Origin of the sequence: Mesorhizobium sp. WSM2561 (genome assembly GCF_000513915.1) — a bacterium.
Lineage (GTDB): Bacteria > Pseudomonadota > Alphaproteobacteria > Rhizobiales > Rhizobiaceae > Mesorhizobium > Mesorhizobium muleiense.
On sequence record NZ_AZUX01000055.1, the window covers coordinates 20,367 to 35,337 of the forward strand.

General features: G+C 62.5%; 15 protein-coding genes. 6 read left to right on the plus strand and 9 right to left on the minus strand.

Annotated features, from left to right (window positions below):
• Positions 1 to 21 precede the first annotated feature (21 nt).
• Positions 22 to 1,209: an MFS transporter gene (locus tag M727_RS0129525; RefSeq protein ID WP_027155618.1), complete on the minus strand. Its 1,188-nt coding sequence runs from the start codon at positions 1,207 to 1,209 to the stop codon at positions 22 to 24.
• Positions 1,210 to 1,304: 95 nt separating this feature from the next.
• On the opposite strand from M727_RS0129525, the gene M727_RS0129530 reads away from it, so the two are divergent.
• Positions 1,305 to 2,201 carry a LysR family transcriptional regulator gene (locus M727_RS0129530; protein ID WP_027155619.1) on the plus strand — a complete coding sequence of 299 codons (897 nt, stop codon included), beginning with the start codon at positions 1,305 to 1,307 and terminating at the stop codon, positions 2,199 to 2,201.
• A gap of 182 nt (positions 2,202 to 2,383) precedes the next feature.
• On the opposite strand, the gene M727_RS37980 is transcribed toward M727_RS0129530, so the two are convergent.
• Positions 2,384 to 2,980, minus strand: coding sequence for an SDR family NAD(P)-dependent oxidoreductase (locus M727_RS37980; RefSeq protein ID WP_084646959.1), 597 nt, complete (start codon positions 2,978 to 2,980; stop codon positions 2,384 to 2,386).
• 117 nt (positions 2,981 to 3,097) lie between these two features.
• On the opposite strand from M727_RS37980, the gene M727_RS0129540 reads away from it, so the two are divergent.
• A complete protein-coding gene (locus M727_RS0129540) occupies positions 3,098 to 3,724 on the plus strand; it encodes a TetR/AcrR family transcriptional regulator (RefSeq protein WP_027155620.1) in 627 nt (208 codons plus the stop codon).
• A 110-nt stretch (positions 3,725 to 3,834) separates the two neighbouring features.
• Here M727_RS0129540 and M727_RS0129545 read toward each other — a convergent pair whose 3' ends face one another.
• The 5 genes from M727_RS0129545 to M727_RS0129565 are packed head-to-tail and all read right to left on the minus strand — an operon-like array spanning position 3,835 to position 8,746.
• On the minus strand, positions 3,835 to 4,830 hold the full coding sequence (locus M727_RS0129545; protein WP_027155621.1) for a lipid A biosynthesis lauroyl acyltransferase: 996 nt from the start codon (positions 4,828 to 4,830) through the stop codon (positions 3,835 to 3,837).
• Positions 4,831 to 4,868: 38 nt separating this feature from the next.
• Positions 4,869 to 5,897, minus strand: coding sequence for a zinc-binding dehydrogenase (locus M727_RS0129550; RefSeq protein WP_027155622.1), 1,029 nt, complete (start codon positions 5,895 to 5,897; stop codon positions 4,869 to 4,871).
• A 35-nt stretch (positions 5,898 to 5,932) separates the two neighbouring features.
• The gene (locus M727_RS0129555) at positions 5,933 to 7,204 is read right to left on the minus strand and encodes a beta-ketoacyl-ACP synthase (RefSeq protein WP_027155623.1); all 1,272 of its coding nucleotides are present in this window, start codon (positions 7,202 to 7,204) and stop codon (positions 5,933 to 5,935) included.
• Between the two features lie 19 nt (positions 7,205 to 7,223).
• The gene (locus M727_RS0129560) at positions 7,224 to 8,411 is read right to left on the minus strand and encodes a beta-ketoacyl-ACP synthase (RefSeq protein WP_027155624.1); all 1,188 of its coding nucleotides are present in this window, start codon (positions 8,409 to 8,411) and stop codon (positions 7,224 to 7,226) included.
• A gap of 53 nt (positions 8,412 to 8,464) precedes the next feature.
• Complete coding sequence (locus M727_RS0129565; protein WP_023802974.1) at positions 8,465 to 8,746, minus strand: acyl carrier protein; 282 nt, start codon at positions 8,744 to 8,746, stop codon at positions 8,465 to 8,467.
• 215 nt (positions 8,747 to 8,961) lie between these two features.
• On the opposite strand from M727_RS0129565, the gene M727_RS0129570 reads away from it, so the two are divergent.
• Positions 8,962 to 9,228 carry a ribbon-helix-helix domain-containing protein gene (locus M727_RS0129570; RefSeq protein ID WP_036263910.1) on the plus strand — a complete coding sequence of 89 codons (267 nt, stop codon included), beginning with the start codon at positions 8,962 to 8,964 and terminating at the stop codon, positions 9,226 to 9,228.
• Positions 9,212 to 9,655, plus strand: a complete 444-nt coding sequence (locus M727_RS0129575) for a hypothetical protein (protein ID WP_027155626.1) — start codon at positions 9,212 to 9,214, stop codon at positions 9,653 to 9,655. The genes M727_RS0129570 and M727_RS0129575 overlap by 17 nt, the downstream gene beginning before the upstream one ends.
• A gap of 342 nt (positions 9,656 to 9,997) precedes the next feature.
• On the opposite strand, the gene M727_RS0129580 is transcribed toward M727_RS0129575, so the two are convergent.
• Positions 9,998 to 11,863 (minus strand): adenylate/guanylate cyclase domain-containing protein, encoded by a 1,866-nt coding sequence (locus tag M727_RS0129580; protein WP_027155627.1) that lies wholly within the window; start codon positions 11,861 to 11,863, stop codon positions 9,998 to 10,000.
• A gap of 507 nt (positions 11,864 to 12,370) precedes the next feature.
• Positions 12,371 to 12,919 carry a histidine phosphatase family protein gene (locus M727_RS0129585; protein WP_023802971.1) on the minus strand — a complete coding sequence of 183 codons (549 nt, stop codon included), beginning with the start codon at positions 12,917 to 12,919 and terminating at the stop codon, positions 12,371 to 12,373.
• Between the two features lie 170 nt (positions 12,920 to 13,089).
• On the opposite strand from M727_RS0129585, the gene M727_RS0129590 reads away from it, so the two are divergent.
• Together M727_RS0129590 and M727_RS0129595 are read left to right on the plus strand one after the other, a co-directional pair.
• Entirely contained in the window at positions 13,090 to 14,037 is a 948-nt protein-coding gene (locus M727_RS0129590) for an AEC family transporter (protein ID WP_027155628.1), read from the plus strand.
• Positions 14,038 to 14,352: 315 nt separating this feature from the next.
• A partial coding sequence (locus tag M727_RS0129595) for an aldehyde dehydrogenase family protein (RefSeq protein ID WP_027155629.1) occupies positions 14,353 to 14,971 on the plus strand: 619 nt, incomplete at its 3' end.

Here is a 14,971-nt window from a genome sequence, read left to right on the forward strand (position 1 = left end):
TCTATTGGGGTGAAGTCCGAACTAAGCGCGTGGGCTGGCGGCGGCGGCGAGCAGGGCTGAGCCCGCCAGCAGGGCGGCGGCGAGCAGGAAGGCGCTCCACCAGCCGGCAGTGTCGAACAGCATGCCGCCCGCGGAAGCGCCGCCGGCGATGGCGAACTGGATCAATGCGACCTGCAGCCCGCCTCCAGCTTCAAGATCGTCGGGAATGATCTGAGCCATCCATGTACCCCACGCCGCCGGAATCGGGGTGTTGAACAGCCCCCAAAGAACCAGAAGCGCAGCCGTGGCCCAAAGCACCGGTCCCACTGCGATCAGGAGCAGGGCGAGGAGCGCAAGCGCGCTCGGCAGCCCGATCAGCACGGCGGTGAGGTTTCGCCGGAGAACAAAGCCGGCGATGGACAGTCCCGCCAGGCCTCCTAGGCCGAGGCCCAGGAGCACCAGCGAGAGGACGTTCACGTCTAGGCCGGTGACGCTTTCAAGGAATGGGCGCAGATAGATCGACAGCGAATTCATTCCCATGAATGCGAGTCCAGTAGCGGCCATGCCGATGGTGAATGTCCGATTGCGCAGCAGGCGGAACATGCTGGATACCGAAACGGCTTCCATTGGCGGCATCTTCGGCAGAACGGCCAGTTGCCAGACGAGCGCCGCGACGCCGACCGGGACTGTGACGAAGAAGGTGCCCCGCCACCCGATCAATTCGCCGAGGAAGCTGCCGAGCGGTGCGGCGATGACGATCGCCAATGCAGTTCCGCCCTGCAGCAGGGCGATCGCCTTGGGCAGGTCGGAGCCTGAGGCCAGGCGCGCCAAAATGGCCGTGGAGAGCGACCAGAAGCCGCCGATCGCGATCCCGACCAAGGCCCGTCCGGCCAGAAACACCAGGAAGTTGGGAGCGAGGGCAACAGCCAAACTCGATGCGACCAGCACTGCCGTGTACAGCAGGACGACCGTTCTCCGGTCGAACCTGGCCAGGAGCGCGTTGCCGAACAGGCTGGTGATTACGGCAAACAGCCCCGACACGGCGATCGCCTGTCCGGCCTGGCCTTCCGAAATGGCCAGGTCCTGCGCAATCGGAGTCAACAGGCTCACCGGCATGAATTCCAGGCCGACGAGGAGAAAGGTCAAAAGCGAGAGGCAGGTGACGGCGGCCCATGGCGTTACCGGCCCTTCAGCCGCCAGCGTGTCATCCAGTGTCAGGTCGATAGCCATTCGTACGCTCCTGTCCGTTGGCAGACTAGGTAGCCGGGCTGGTCTTGTCAGACTAGCAGCTATAATCTGCATGTCGTAGTGAACGGAGCTCACCAATGCCGCGTGACGAGTTCAGTGAGATGCGAGCCTTCCTTGAGGTCGCTCGGCAGCGCAGTTTTACGCGAGCGGCGGCCAAATTGGGTGTTACCCGTTCGGCCCTCAGCCATACGATCAGGGCAATGGAGGAACGGCTTGGCGTCCGTCTGCTCTCTCGCACGACCCGCGATGTGGCGACCACGGCGGCCGGAGAACGCCTCGTCGAAAGCATCGAGCCGCATTTCGAGAGCATTGCCGCCGGGATCAGCGCGATCAGCGCCCTGCGCGGCAAGCCCTCGGGCCAGGTTCGCATCGTGTGCCCCGATGATGCCGTCAATCTGGTCTTTCGCCCCAGGCTGCCAGCCTTCCTGCGAGACTACCCGGACATCAACGTGGAGCTCATTGTCGACAACGGCTTCACCAACATCGTCGAGCGTCAGTTCGATGCCGGTGTTCGACTTGGCGAGGCAATCGCCCGCGACATGGTGGCCGTTCGCATTGGTCCCGATGTCGGCTATTGCGTCGTCGGCTCACCCGATTATTTCGCTCGTCGGGGTGCGCCGAAAAGCCCTCAGGACTTGACCGACCACAACTGCATCAACCTGCGGCTTCCCAGCTCAGGCGCGTTATATGCCTGGGAATTCAGGAAGAACGGACGCGAGTTCAGCGTCCGCGTGGACGGCCAGCTGACCCTGAACAATATCGCGCCGGCGCTTGACGCGGCCCTCGACGGCATTGGTTTGGCCTATGCACCGAAGGATCTTGTTCAACCCTATGTTGAGAGTGGTCGGCTCGAGGAAGTCCTTGCCGACTGGTGCCCGACCTCCCAAGGTTATCATCTTTACTACCCCAGCCGACGAAATCAATCGCCGGCGTTTGCGGCCTTTGCCGCGGCTTTCCGGTACCAGTCTCGATAGACCGTCTCGACCCGCCCCAAGATCGCAGATCAGGGTGCTGGCTCGATCGGCACTGGAGCCAGGGTGCGCCGCCACTCTCCCGGCGCCAGCAATCGGGACGAGACCGCCGCACGGACGGCCCGTCCTGGCTCGGGAAACGTGCCCATCGGACCGTTCGCGTCGAGGAGCGCGAGGCGAAGCGCTCACGCGGCCCGTTCGGCCGTGCCCTCGAATTTGTTGAGGTTCGTCGAAGTGAAGCCGGGGCAGGCAGCGTCGGCGCCGGCGTCCTCAAATTCGATGGCGAAGGCGAGCGTCGTCGCACCGAGGGCAGTCTTCGAGGGGCTGTAAACAGAGCCGAACAAGGCGCGCTGTGGATTGGACGGGTCGACGCTGGCGATGCGTGCCGCCGGCGCTTCACCAAGCAGCCGCAACATCGCCTGCGTGACGGCGATGACGCCGAACACGTTGGTCTCGAACACTGCGCGTCCCTCGTCGCGAGACGCCGCATGCGAGATGCCCTGCTTTCCCGCATCGGAAATGCCTGCATTGTTCACCAGGACGTCGAGGCGACCGAACTCGTTACGGATGCGCTTTGCCGCAGCGGCAATCGAGGCTTGTTTCGTGACATCGAGTTGGAGGGCGCGGGCATCCGCGCCGACGCTCTTTGCAGCCGTCTCCGCATGCTCGAGCTTGCGCGATCCTACGAGCACGGTGAGGCCGTGCGTGACCAGATCCCTGGCGATCTGGAGACCGATTCCCTTGTTGGCCGCAGTGACCAGGGCAATAGGTTTGACCCGCATGGTGATCTCCTCTTTTTGCATTGACGTGTAGGCAACGGCGCCATGCTGTGCTAGTTTTTCTAATCGGAACTGCATTCCGTTTTATACGGAACATTGTTCCGTTTATCAAGTGGAAAAATCGTGGACGACAAATCGGAGGAGCGGGGTGGTGGCTTGGAGCCCGTAAACTCGACGGATCGGCGCGTGCGTGCGGACGCACAACGCAACTCCAAGGCGCTGCTCGAAGCAGCAATGGCAGTGTTTGCGGCTTCGGGGGTCGATGCTCCGGTGCGAGAGATCGCCGATAAGGCCGGCGTTGGCGTGGGTACGCTCTATCGGCATTTTCCGCAGCGTTCGGACCTGATCGTGGCGGTCTTCCGTAACGAAGTGGATGCCTGCGCAAATGCTGCATCTGCCATTGCCGCCGAATATGAACCCGGCGAAGCGCTCGCCCGATGGATGCAGCGTTACGTGGACTTTATCGCTGCCAAGCGTGGACTCGCCGCGGCCTTCTCCTCCGGCGATCCGGCATATGAGTCCTTGCCGATGTATTTTCTTGAGAAACTTCGGCCCGCGCTACAGACCTTGCTGGATGCCGCGTCCGAAGCGGGCGACGTTCGCTCGGACGTTGATGCGAAAGAACTATTGTTCGCGATTGCCAGGCTCTGCTCACCAGACCGCTATGGCGGAGGCCCCGACCAGGCACGACGGATGGTTGGCTTGCTGGTGGATGGGCTTCGCTATGGCGCCCCTTCGGTTGGCTGATTGGTCTTGCCAGGACAGGCCAAACAAAACCCGCCTCGGCAACCGGGCGGGGTCGGTGGCGCAATTAGAACATTGCCAACAATAGCATAATTGCTGTCACTCACTTCTACTCAGGCGGCTTCGCCGCGGTTCCTCGCCCGCTTGTGCTTCCCGCGCGGGCCGCTGATTTCCCATCTTTTGTGGAACCACATCCACTGGCCGGGATCCTCGCGCACCCAGCGCTCGACCACGTCGTTGAGCAGCTGGGTGGTGCCATGGACGTCGACACTGCCGCCGGCGGTGCGCGGCAAGGTCAGTTTGTCCTCGATCTCGAGCCGGAAGCGGTTGCCCGGCAGGCGCACGCAGCGCGCCGGATAGACATCGCAGTCATAGTGCCGCGCCAGGGTGCCCAGAACCCGGTTGCTCTCGCATGGGCGGCCGAAGAATGTCGTTTCGAGCCCGCTCGAGAATTTCTGGTCGACGAGCACGCCGATATTGCCGCCTTTCTCCAGGATGGCCGCCAGCGCGAATGAGGCGCCGGTCGCGGAGGGCAGGAGCGAGCCCATGGTCGAGCGGCGCGTCGAGAGGATGTAGTCGGCAAGGTAGGGGTTGTTGGGCGGGCGAAACAGCGCCGTGATGTTCATGCCGAAAGTGGCTGCCGCCACCGGAAGCAGCTCGAAATTGCCAAGATGCCCGGTGAAGATGATATGCGGTTTTTGCTCGCCGGCGATTTGCACGAAGTGCTCGACCCCCTTGACCTCGATGCGGCCCGGTTTCGTCGCGGCGGGATCGTAGTCGAACAGGGCATCGAGAAAGATGTATTCCGCGGCAAGGCGAGCCATGTTGCCCCACATGTCGGACGCGATGGCTTGGATCTCCTTGTCGCTCTTTTCCGGATAAGCCTTGCGCAGATTGGCGATGGCGACGTTGTGGCGCCCCACCCACGGACCAATGCGGCGGGCGGCGCGATCGGCGAAATTGAGCGCGCTGTCGACCGGCAGCAGACGCAGCAGCCAAATCATCGTCATCGCGAGGCGCGCCAGCAGCCAGTAGTTGAACTGGCGCAGCCGCCTGCCGTAGCGGAACGCCAAGTCCCGGCGGAGCTTCTTGAAGGCGTTGCCGATCATTCCTAGACCATGGTTTTTTCAGACAGCAGCATCATGGTCTAGCCGACGCGCAGGATGATCTTGCCGAACACGTCGCGGCCTTCCATGCGCTTCAGCGCGGTCTCGATGCCGTCGAAGCCGACTTCGGTGTCGATAACCGGAGAGACCAGCCCTGCCGCCATTTTCTGCATGGCGTCGGCCATGTTTTGCATGCGACAGCCGAACGAGCCGAGCAGCTTCAGCTGCTGCTGGAACAATTGCATCAGGTTGATCTGCGTCGACACGCCCGAGGTCGAGCCGCAGGTCACCAGGCGGCCGCCGCGTTTCAGGCACAGCATCGAGGCGGCAAAGGTGTCGGCGCCGACATGCTCGAAGACGACATCGACGCCCTTCTTCTTCGTCAGCTTGCGCACGACGCCTTCGAAACGGTCGTCGCGATAGTTGATGACGTGATCGGCGCCAAGCGCCTTCGCCTTGTCGATCTTGTCGTTCGAGCCGACCGTGGTGATCACGGTGCAGCCCATTTTCTTCGCCAGCTGGATCGCGGCGGAGCCGATGCCCGAGCCGCCGGCATGGATCAGGATGGTTTCGCCGGGCTGCAGCCTGGCGTTGTCGAACAGCATGTGCTCGACCGTGCCGAAGGTGACGGGCGCGACCGCGGCGCCGACGTCGGTCACGCCGGGCGGGGCAGGGACCAGCAGGCGCGCCGGCAGGTTTATCTTCTCTTGCGCAAAGCCGTCGAGATGGAAGCCGTGCACGCCCGAAACATGCTCGCAGAGATTGTCGCGGCCTTCGCGGCAGGCGCGGCAAAGCCCGCAGGTGCGCGCGCCGTAGATCGATACAAGCTGCCCGGGGACAAGCATGGAGACGCCGGGGCCGACCGCCTCGACCTCGCCCGAGGCTTCGGCGCCGACGACCAGCGGCAGCTTGCGCTTGGCGAAGGCCATGCCGCGCCAGCCCCAGACGTCGATATGGTTGAGCGCCACGGCCTTGATGCGCAGCGTCACTTCGCCCAGCGCAGGCTGCGGCGGAAGCGGCAGGTCCACCGTTTCAAGACGGCGGTCCTCGATAAGTTGCAAAGCGCGCATTGGGCCTGTCGGTTCTGTTGGCGAAGAACGGTCGCTTAGACTGGTTCCCGCGCCATGACAAGGCAGGTGTTCTGGCCGCCGAAGCCGAAGGAGTTCGACAGCACCGTGCCGACCTCGGCGTTGCGCTTCTGGTTCGGCACCACGTCGAGCACGATCGCCGGATCGGGATTGTCGTAATTGATGGTCGGCGGGATGACGCTTTCGCGCATGGTCATCAGCGAAAACGCCGCCTCGACAGCGCCGGCAGCCGACAGCGTGTGGCCGATCATCGATTTGTTCGACGAGATCGGCATCGAGCCGATCCGCTCGCCGAACACGGTCGACAGCGACAAATGCTCCATCTTGTCGTTTTCTGGCGTCGAGGTGCCATGGGCGTTGACATAATCGATCTCGTCTTCGCCCAAGCCGGCATCGGCCAGCGCCGCACGAACCGCCGCGATCGCCGGCGAGCCGTCCGGCTTCGAGCGGGTGCGGTGGAAATCGTCGGCCTTCTCGCCGCAGCCGCGCAGGATGCCGAGAATGGTCGCGCCGCGGGCGCGTGCCGCCTCCAGCGATTCCAATACCAGCGCGCCGGAACCCTCGGCGAGGACAAAACCGTCGCGATCCCTGGAGAAGGGTTTTGACGCCTTTTCGGGGATGTCGTTATGCGTGGAGAGCGCTGAAAGCAGCGAGAAACGGATCAGCGCCTCGGCCGTCGCCGAGCCGTCGGCGCCGATCGACAGCGCCCGGTCGCATTCGCCGCGGCGGATCGCCTCGACGCCGAGCTGGATCGAGGTGGCGCCCGAGGCGCAGGCCGTCGACAGCGTGATCGGCAGGCCGCGCGTGCCAAAACGGTCGGCGAGCCGGTCGGCGATCGAACCGAACTGGGTGGTCTCGAAAACATCGAGCCCCTTCAAGCCGCGCGCCACCCGAAGCAGCCGTTCGGCGCCGATGTCGTGCTTGTCGGAATTGTACAGCGAAAAGCGCTCGCTCCAGTCGAGCTCGACCGGCGGCGAGGCGAGGAAAAGCGGGCCGCCGAAATCGCCCCAATCAAGGCCGGCTTCGGCCACGGCTTCCTGCGCGGCGATCTCGGCGAGGTCGTAGGTAAGAAGGGAAGCGCCCTTGGAGCTCGACGGCAGGAAATCGACCGTGCCGGAGATGCGGGTGTTCAGATGGTCGACCGGAAAGCGGGTGATCGGATGGATGCCGGACGTGCCCGCGGTAAGCGCTGCCCAATTGTCGGCCTTGCCGACGCCCAGCGACGTCACCACGCCGATGCCGGTGACGGCGACGATTGGCCTGCCCATGTGGTCGTTCAGATTGGCCATGTTTTTGTCCCAAAACCCTCTAGGCGGCGTTGACCAACGCCATGCCCTCGAATTGGTGATAGCCGATCGCCGTTGCAAGCACGGTCCTGGGAATACCGTTGAACGGCTTCTCGGTGGCGGCGTCAAAAGCCGGGTAGGCGGCCTTGCGTTCGACAGCCAATGCAGCCAGCGCCACGGCGAAGGGAAACTGCGCTTCCTTCATGTGGCCGGTCAGCGTCGAAAAACCGCGTGCGGCAATCGCCGGATTGGCGTCGAGCGCCGATCTCTCGGCAGCAGTCGCGGCATGGGCACCCGAAGCGCCTGAAATCGTCAGCAACTCGCCGTTCGGCAATGCCGCCTGGCTGAGCAGCGCGGCAATCTCGGCATCAAGCTCGCCCTGCCGGCGTATGGCGCGTCCGGATACGACCGGGCCGAGTTCGGCATAGATCTTTCGCCCGCGGCTGATCGCGTGCTCGCGCTGTTCCAGGACGAGAAACGCACCGCCTGATCCAGTCACCACGCCGCCGCCGTCCAGGCCCTGTCTCTGCCAGACCGGCCTCCAGGGGCCGCGATGCAGGTAGCCGGCCAGCTCATAGCCAAGCAGCATGTCGGAATGTTCGGTCTGGAACGCGCCGCCGACCAGGATATGCGTCGATTGGCCGGAGCGGATGCGCGCGGCGGCTGTCTCGACGGCGGCGACGCCGGCACCTTCCTCGCCCATGAAGGTGCGCGACGAGCCGGTCACCTTGTGGACAATCGAGATGTTGCCGGCGAGCAGGTTGGAAAGCTGCGCCAGAAACAGCGTCGGTCGCAATTCGGTGGTCAGTTTCTCGTTGAGCAGCACGTCGCGGTCGTTGCGGCTTTCGGACGCTGCGAGAATGTCGGCGTCGACCGCCTCATCGCGCTCGCCGCCGCCGGCAGCCACCACCATGTCCATTGTCGTGCAGAGATCGTCATTGCCCTTGATGCCGGCGTCGTCCAGCGCCATGCCGGCGGCGTAGGTGCCGAGCCGCTGCCAGGTTTCCATCTGCCGCTGGTCGCCGCGCTTGGCGATCTGCAGGTTCCAGTCGATCTCCGGCAGCGGGTGGACGGTGTAGGGCGAGAAGCGGGCGGCTTCGAGCACCGGCTCCAGGCCGGGCTGGACGAGCTTGCGCCAATGCGCATCCGGGCCTTCTCCCAGCGAAGAGACAAGGCCGATGCCTGATATGACGACGTCGTGGGAGCTCATGGGCGAGGGTTCATGGGGCGGCTGTTGTGGGTCAGGCTAGAAGACAAGCCATTTCAGGCGTTCTTTGCCATGACCAGGGCGTCGATCTTGGCGCACAGGTTCTTCATGACGAAGTAATCGTCGGTCGAGGCCTTGCCGTCATTGACCTCTTGCGTCCATTTTTCCAGCGGCACCTTGATGCCGAATTCCTTGTCGATGGCAAAGACGATGTCGAGGAAGTCGAGGCTGTCGATGCCGAGATCGTCGATGGTGTGGCTTTCGGGGGTGATCGTGTCGATATCGATCTCACTTGTGTCGGCGATGATCTTGGCGACTTTGTCGAACGTGGTGGACAAGGGCTTTTCCTTCGGTTGCGGGCGGAATCTGTCCGCTGGTGTTTGCGCGCTGTCTAATCGGTTTTTCCGGGCAGGAAAAGGCCTGAACGCCGGGCGCAGATGGGATACCCACTCCGTAAACGCAAGAAGAGCCGTTGGCGACCCTCCCGGCGATATGCCGCAACCACCCCATCTCTGTTCAGTGCATGTACCAATGTACCATGGTAGGGAAATCCATGACCATCGAACGCGTGCAGACCGGGGTGCGCCTGGAAAAACGATTGGTGAAGGTGCTCAAGGCCTTGGCCGAGCATCGCGACATGAGCCTGGGTGAGCTCATCGAGGGCATCGTGCTGCATGCCTTTGAAGGCCAGACGCCGTTTTCCGCGGCGACCCTGGAAACAATCGGCCAATTGAAGCGCATCTACGGAATGGAGCTTGGCGCAGCGGACAGCCACCGTCTGGTGGAAATCGCCGGGGAGGGGGATGACCAACCATCTTGAGCGCAGCCACAGCATCGTGCTTTCGGGGCCGATCGACCGCGTCTTTCCGCTGTTCACGCCGACTGGGGAGACCCTGTGGGTGGACGGCTGGGATCCGGAGTTTCTGCATCCACAAGACGGGGAGACGCGCCAGGGCATGGTCTTCAGGACCGCTCACGGTGATGAGACCACGCTCTGGGCCTGCACGGACTGGGACCCCGTGGCGCATCGCATCCGCTATGTCCGGGTGACGCCGGATTCGCGTTTCGGATTTGTCGAGGTGGCCTGCCGCCCGACCGCTGACGGAGGCACGGAGGCGTCGATTGCCTACACGTTCACTGCCTTGAGTACGGCAGGAAGATCGTATCTGTCCGAACTGACGGAGGACGTGTTCGCGCAGATGATCGAGGGATGGAAACTCCGTATCGAAGCGTGGCTGCAAGTGTGAAAAATCTAACGCCAGGTACCTTAAACTACCTGCCGCTAAGGGTGGAACTTTACCCTTCGCTTCGTCTCCCGGAACAGCGCCGCGCCAGAATCTGTCCTTGCCAAGCTGATCGAGAAATGTCGCCTCTGGGGCCGTTAGCGGACCGGCGGATTTCGGCGGGAGCATGGCCACAGCGGACGTTCAGCTTCACATCAACATGGTCTCAATCTGACCCCCTTTGCTGTCCTTCCCTTCGCGGAGTTGGAAAGGGCTGAACGGGGGTGGAACGCGGACGTCTCGCAGAGACAGATGCATAACCGATGTAGGGGCGTCGAAGGCTGAACATCATTCCGTCAGACTATTTTATTTAGTCGAGCTACCCGGAAGGCCGGCGCGCGCGAGGTCTGCGGCGGCTTGATCGAGAATGGAAGTATCTCGGAAGTTCCAGGTCTGCCGCCACGACTGGATCGTCGCATCCGGAGTTGACTTGAGCATCTTCTCGACGGCAGCTCGGGCGTCTGCTTGACGCCCAACACGCATATAGGCGATGGCTAGTAGCAATGGAGCGTCGGCGAATTCCGTGGTCTTCAGCACCTCAACTGCATCTCCGTTTTTACCAAGCACGATAAAGATGAAACCTCGCACGTAGTTAAAGAACCAGGACAACCCCGGATCCCGCGCGGCTGCAGCGTCGGTCAGCTCCAGCGCCTTTTCGGGCTGACCCGCCTGTAGGAAAATACTTCCTGCATCCGTGAGGGTAAAGGCATTATAGGGTGCGGCCGCGATGGCCTTGTTCATTTCCGCAACAGCCCCATCATGGTCCCGCTTGAGCGTCAGAAGCCACGCGTGGAGCCAGTGTGCCAATCTCGCCACCTGCGGGCTTGGATTCTTGTTTGAAAGGACCTGGTTGACGAGTCGGTCCGCCTCCTGAAAATCAGCCTGCGGGTCAGAACTGTAAAGCAGCGCAACTTTCAACCAGTGAGACCACCCCAACTCCACGGTCAATAGGGGGGAGCCGGGGAACACCTGCAGCCCCTCGCGCGAAATCTCACCTGAACGCTCGAGACCTTCCTTCGTGTAGAGATTCAACTGGCTTTCCGCGCGCAGGTAGTAGTCGTATTCAGCCAGGTTTGTGCTGTCCTTGCCCCAAGCCTTGCTGTAGTCCGATTTGCGAATGGCTCCGAATTCGCCCGTCATCGCCCCCACGATCTTGCCAGTCAACTCATCCTGAAGCGCCCATGGGTCGGTTCCGGCCTTGTCGAAGCGGTCTGCCCAAACATGGTCCCCCGTATTGGCGTTGATGAGTTGCGAAACGATCCGCACCCTATTGCCTTCCTTGCGCACGCTGCCTTCGAGGACATAGCCAACGTCCAGCTCTTTGCCGATCTGACGGATATCGCCTTCCTTGCCCTGGTAAGCAAAGGACGAGGTTCGGGATACGACCGCAATGTCAGAAAAGCGCGAGAGGATCGCGATGACGTCGTTCGCCACTCCTTCTCCCAAGTAGCCTAGACTCTTATCTGCACTCAGATCCTTGAATGGAAGGACGGCGACAGACGGGATCGTACTGGATCCCCCAGAAGAGGACATTACCAGCGGATAATACAGCGCCCCCCATATAGCCACGACGGCCGCCACAATGGCTGTCGGGACGCCAAGTGCCCGCCATAGTCGGCTTGTCCCGCGCTTGTGCAGGCTGCGTCGGCGTGGCGGGGCGTCGATGCGCACGTGATAGACATCGACAAGCTCTTCGATGTTCTTGACCTTCTGCTGCCCAGCCGGGTCGAAGGTAAACGCGAGCTTATTCTCCACCTCCTTCGCCACCTTGCCTGATACGCAGATCCCACCCGCGGGCGCGAGTTGCTCCAGCCTGGCCGCGACGTTGACGCCTTCGCCATAGCGGTCGTCGCCGTCCACGATGACTTCGCCAATGTTGATGCCGATGCGGACGTTGAACCTGTCCTCCTCAGCTACGGAGGCGTTGCGATCTGCCATACCGCGCTGGAGAGACACGGCACATTCGACAGCGTCAACCACGCTTCCGAACTCCGCGAGGAGGCCATCGCCCATGAGCTTGAAGATCCGCCCATGATGCCGCGCAATCTCGGGCTCAAAAAGCTCAGTGCGTCGTGCTCGAACGCGGTCAAAGGTACCCGCTTCGTCTTGCTCCATAAGTGCGGAGTATCCGACGACATCGGCGGCCAGGATTGCAGATAATCTGCGCTCCATGTCTTAGCACCCAAAATGAACTCCGCGCCAAACACTGTACATGACTTTGACGCATATTTCACGCCAGGCTACAGAGTTGATCACCAAAAAGCGTGGTCTACTGATTGCATCACTCGTTTACGACAACTACAATTTGCTCACCTACGTCGCATGTGTTCTCGACGACCGTCACTGCGGCATTGTATCAGCGTAAGGAATGTCCGCCTAAGGGGTCGGACCGCGAAGTTCTCCGCGGCATCGGCGAACGTCCTAAGATGGGCGTGCCCGACACCAGCGGAGGCCATTTCGACGTCCGCTTTCGGGATTGACCGACGGCAGGTCGTACGACTGCCATTAGGCGCGAAGCCGACATCTCTGATGGGTGTCGCAAACGTCCGCTTTGGGTCATGTGCGTAAATTCGGCCGAGGCCGAACGAGCTTCCGCTAGGGGTGGGAACCGGTATTCCGTTTAGGGACCAAGCGTTAGATTTCACCACTGGCGAACGCTTCAACTGGCTCCAGCGCAGATCAAAAAGTGACGCGGCCGAGCACGCGCAGGCCGTCGCCTTGCGGCTCGACGATCACGGCTTCGCCTTCGCGCGGCGAGATGCCGGTGAGCGCCATGATGTTCTCCAGATGGGTGACCATGACCACATTGTCGGAGCCGGAATAGGCGCTGATCTCGTTCATGATCGCCTCGAGCTGGGCGGCTTTCTCGCTCGCGTCGGTCTTCAGCAGGTCAAGCGGAGCGAAGGGTTCGGGCTCTTCTCTGAAAGCGGTGCGAGCCGTGTCGAGGGCGCGGCAATAGCGGCTGGACAGCACGCGCTCGACCGGCGCCGCGCGGGCGTCGAAAAGCGCGCCGATCTTGCGTGCCTGCTGCTTGCCGCGCACCGAGAGATTGACCTGGGTGGCGCATTTCTCGATGTCGAAATTCGCCGGATCGGTAGTGCCGGTGACCATGGCATGGCGAAGCAGCACGACATGTCCGCCGTCGCGCAACAGCGCCCAGCCGGCTTCGGTCGCATGGGCCGCGGCGGGAATAACGAGCAGCAATAGAGCCAGCACAGATCGAAGCATCAAACGTCCTTTTCCGGTGACCGGCAGGTGCCTTCCGGTGATCGGCATATAGGGACGGCAAAGCCAGTTGAAAAACAAGGCACGACCAAGCCCTGGTTGCCTGCGAAGACACGCCGTTTCGCCAGGCGGGGCGGTTGCGCTCAAATCCCGGCTCGCCTATCAGGGGAAAAATGTCCCCACTCATCGAAACCGTCCTTTTTGTCTTCGGCCTTGTCGCGCTCGGCTATCTGGCCGGGCTCACCGGCTATCTGAAGGCCGAGGCGGGTGGGGCCATCGCCGAATTCGCCGTCGGGGTGGCAATGCCGCTGCTTCTGTTCCGCACCATGGTCAACGCCGATTTCCATGGCACCGAACCCTGGTTGTTCTGGGGCGCCTATTTTACGGCTGCCGCAGTGACGTGGGCCGCAGGCCACCTGGTCATCACCCGGGTGTTCGGGCGCGACGCGCGTGCCGGGGTCGTCGGCGGCGTGTCGTCGGCTTTTTCCAACCTCGTCCTGCTCGGCATCCCGTTCTTCCTCGGCACATTCGGGCCAAGTGGATTCGAAGTGCTGTCGCTGCTGATTTCCGTGCATCTGCCGACGATGATCATGGCATCGATCATCCTGTTTGAGATCTTTGGCCGCGGCGACGAGCATGTGCATCCGCTGCGCCTCATCCGGCGCTTCCTTCGAAAGTTGCTCTCCAATCCGCTGATCATCGGCATCCTGGCCGGATGGGTGTGGCGTATCACCGGCCTGCCATTGCCGGCGCTGGCCGTCCGGCTGGTCGACGCGCTGGCCAACATCGCCGGACCGGTCGCGCTGTTTGCCATGGGGCTGGGCCTGTGCCGTTTCGGCATCTCCGGCAATGTGCGGCCGGCGCTGGCGCTGTCGGCGCTGAAGCTGATGCTGATGCCGGCCGTCGCGCTCGGCCTGGTCTGGCTGCTTGGCCTGCCGCCGCTGTCGGCGAAAGTCGCGGTTGTGGCCGCCGCGCTGCCATCCGGGGTGAATTCCTACCTGATTGCGACGCAGTTCAACACCGGCCAGGCGCTGGCATCGAACCAGATGACCATCGCTACCGCCTGCGCGGTCATCACCACGGCTTTTTGGCTGACGGTGGTGGTCCACGTGTTTGGATAGGTATGATCGATATTGATGCCTGCGAAGGGCGGTTTCTTGGTGCTTCCGGTACTCATATACCCAACGTTACGCTCCGTTCCGGTTCTCGGGAGCCACCGGTCCGGTCGTTTCCTCACACACCCTCAAGCAACAACGGGAGCGCAACGGCCTCGCCTTGTGCTGGCCCAAACCCTATATGCCATCTTGCGATTGATTGCGGGGCTTGCCCTAGGTAAAGAGCAGTGGCTCCAGGCGTGCCGGCATCGATGCCAGTGCGCACGCCCGTCAAGGAAATCCAGATAGCGGCCCGTCAGTGCGCCGAACGGAGGCTAGACCATGCTTCAGAAAACCAGCCATTTCATGCGCCAGGCCAATCTCATCAACGGCGAGTGGGTGCAGGCCGACAGCGGCCAGACGGTCGACGTCAACAATCCGGCCACCCGCCTAAAAATCGGCACCGTGCCGAAGTCGGGCAAGGTCGAGACGCGCCGCGCCATCGAAGCTGCCGACGCCGCCTTCCAGACATGGCGCAAGACCACCGCGCTCGAGCGCTCGAAGCTGTTGCGCAAGCTGCATGACGCCATGATGGACAACCAGGATGTGCTGGCCGAGCTGCTGACCATCGAGCAGGGCAAGTCGCTGTTCGAATCGAAGGGCGAGATCGGTTCGGCAGCCTCCTACATATTGTGGTTCGCCGAAGAAGGCCGCCGCACCTATGGCGATGTCGTGCCGTCGCCCTGGGCGGACCGCCGCATCCTGGTGACCAAGGAGCCGGTCGGCGTCATCGCCGCCATCACGCCGTGGAATTTCCCGTCCTCGATGCTGGCCCGCAAGCTCGGCCCAGCACTTGCCGCCGGCTGCACCGCGGTCGTCAAACCGGCGTCGCAGACGCCTTATTCCGGCCTTGCCTGGGGCGCGCTCGCCGAGGAGGTCGGCTTCCCCAAGGGCGTCATCA

Bases quoted from the DNA above. Each gene is read 5' to 3' on its own strand.
- M727_RS0129525 (WP_027155618.1), bottom strand. From the start codon at position 1,209: ATGGCTATCGACCTGACACTGGATGACACGCTGGCGGCTGAAGGGCCG.
- M727_RS0129530 (WP_027155619.1), top strand. From the start codon at position 1,305: ATGCCGCGTGACGAGTTCAGTGAGATGCGAGCCTTCCTTGAGGTCGCT.
- M727_RS37980 (WP_084646959.1), bottom strand. From the start codon at position 2,980: ATGCGGGTCAAACCTATTGCCCTGGTCACTGCGGCCAACAAGGGAATC.
- M727_RS0129545 (WP_027155621.1), bottom strand. From the start codon at position 4,830: ATGATCGGCAACGCCTTCAAGAAGCTCCGCCGGGACTTGGCGTTCCGC.
- M727_RS0129550 (WP_027155622.1), bottom strand. From the start codon at position 5,897: ATGCGCGCTTTGCAACTTATCGAGGACCGCCGTCTTGAAACGGTGGAC.
- M727_RS0129555 (WP_027155623.1), bottom strand. From the start codon at position 7,204: ATGGCCAATCTGAACGACCACATGGGCAGGCCAATCGTCGCCGTCACC.
- M727_RS0129560 (WP_027155624.1), bottom strand. From the start codon at position 8,411: ATGAGCTCCCACGACGTCGTCATATCAGGCATCGGCCTTGTCTCTTCG.
- M727_RS0129570 (WP_036263910.1), top strand. From the start codon at position 8,962: ATGACCATCGAACGCGTGCAGACCGGGGTGCGCCTGGAAAAACGATTG.
- M727_RS0129575 (WP_027155626.1), top strand. From the start codon at position 9,212: ATGACCAACCATCTTGAGCGCAGCCACAGCATCGTGCTTTCGGGGCCG.
- M727_RS0129580 (WP_027155627.1), bottom strand. From the start codon at position 11,863: ATGGAGCGCAGATTATCTGCAATCCTGGCCGCCGATGTCGTCGGATAC.
- M727_RS0129585 (WP_023802971.1), bottom strand. From the start codon at position 12,919: ATGCTTCGATCTGTGCTGGCTCTATTGCTGCTCGTTATTCCCGCCGCG.
- M727_RS0129590 (WP_027155628.1), top strand. From the start codon at position 13,090: ATGTCCCCACTCATCGAAACCGTCCTTTTTGTCTTCGGCCTTGTCGCG.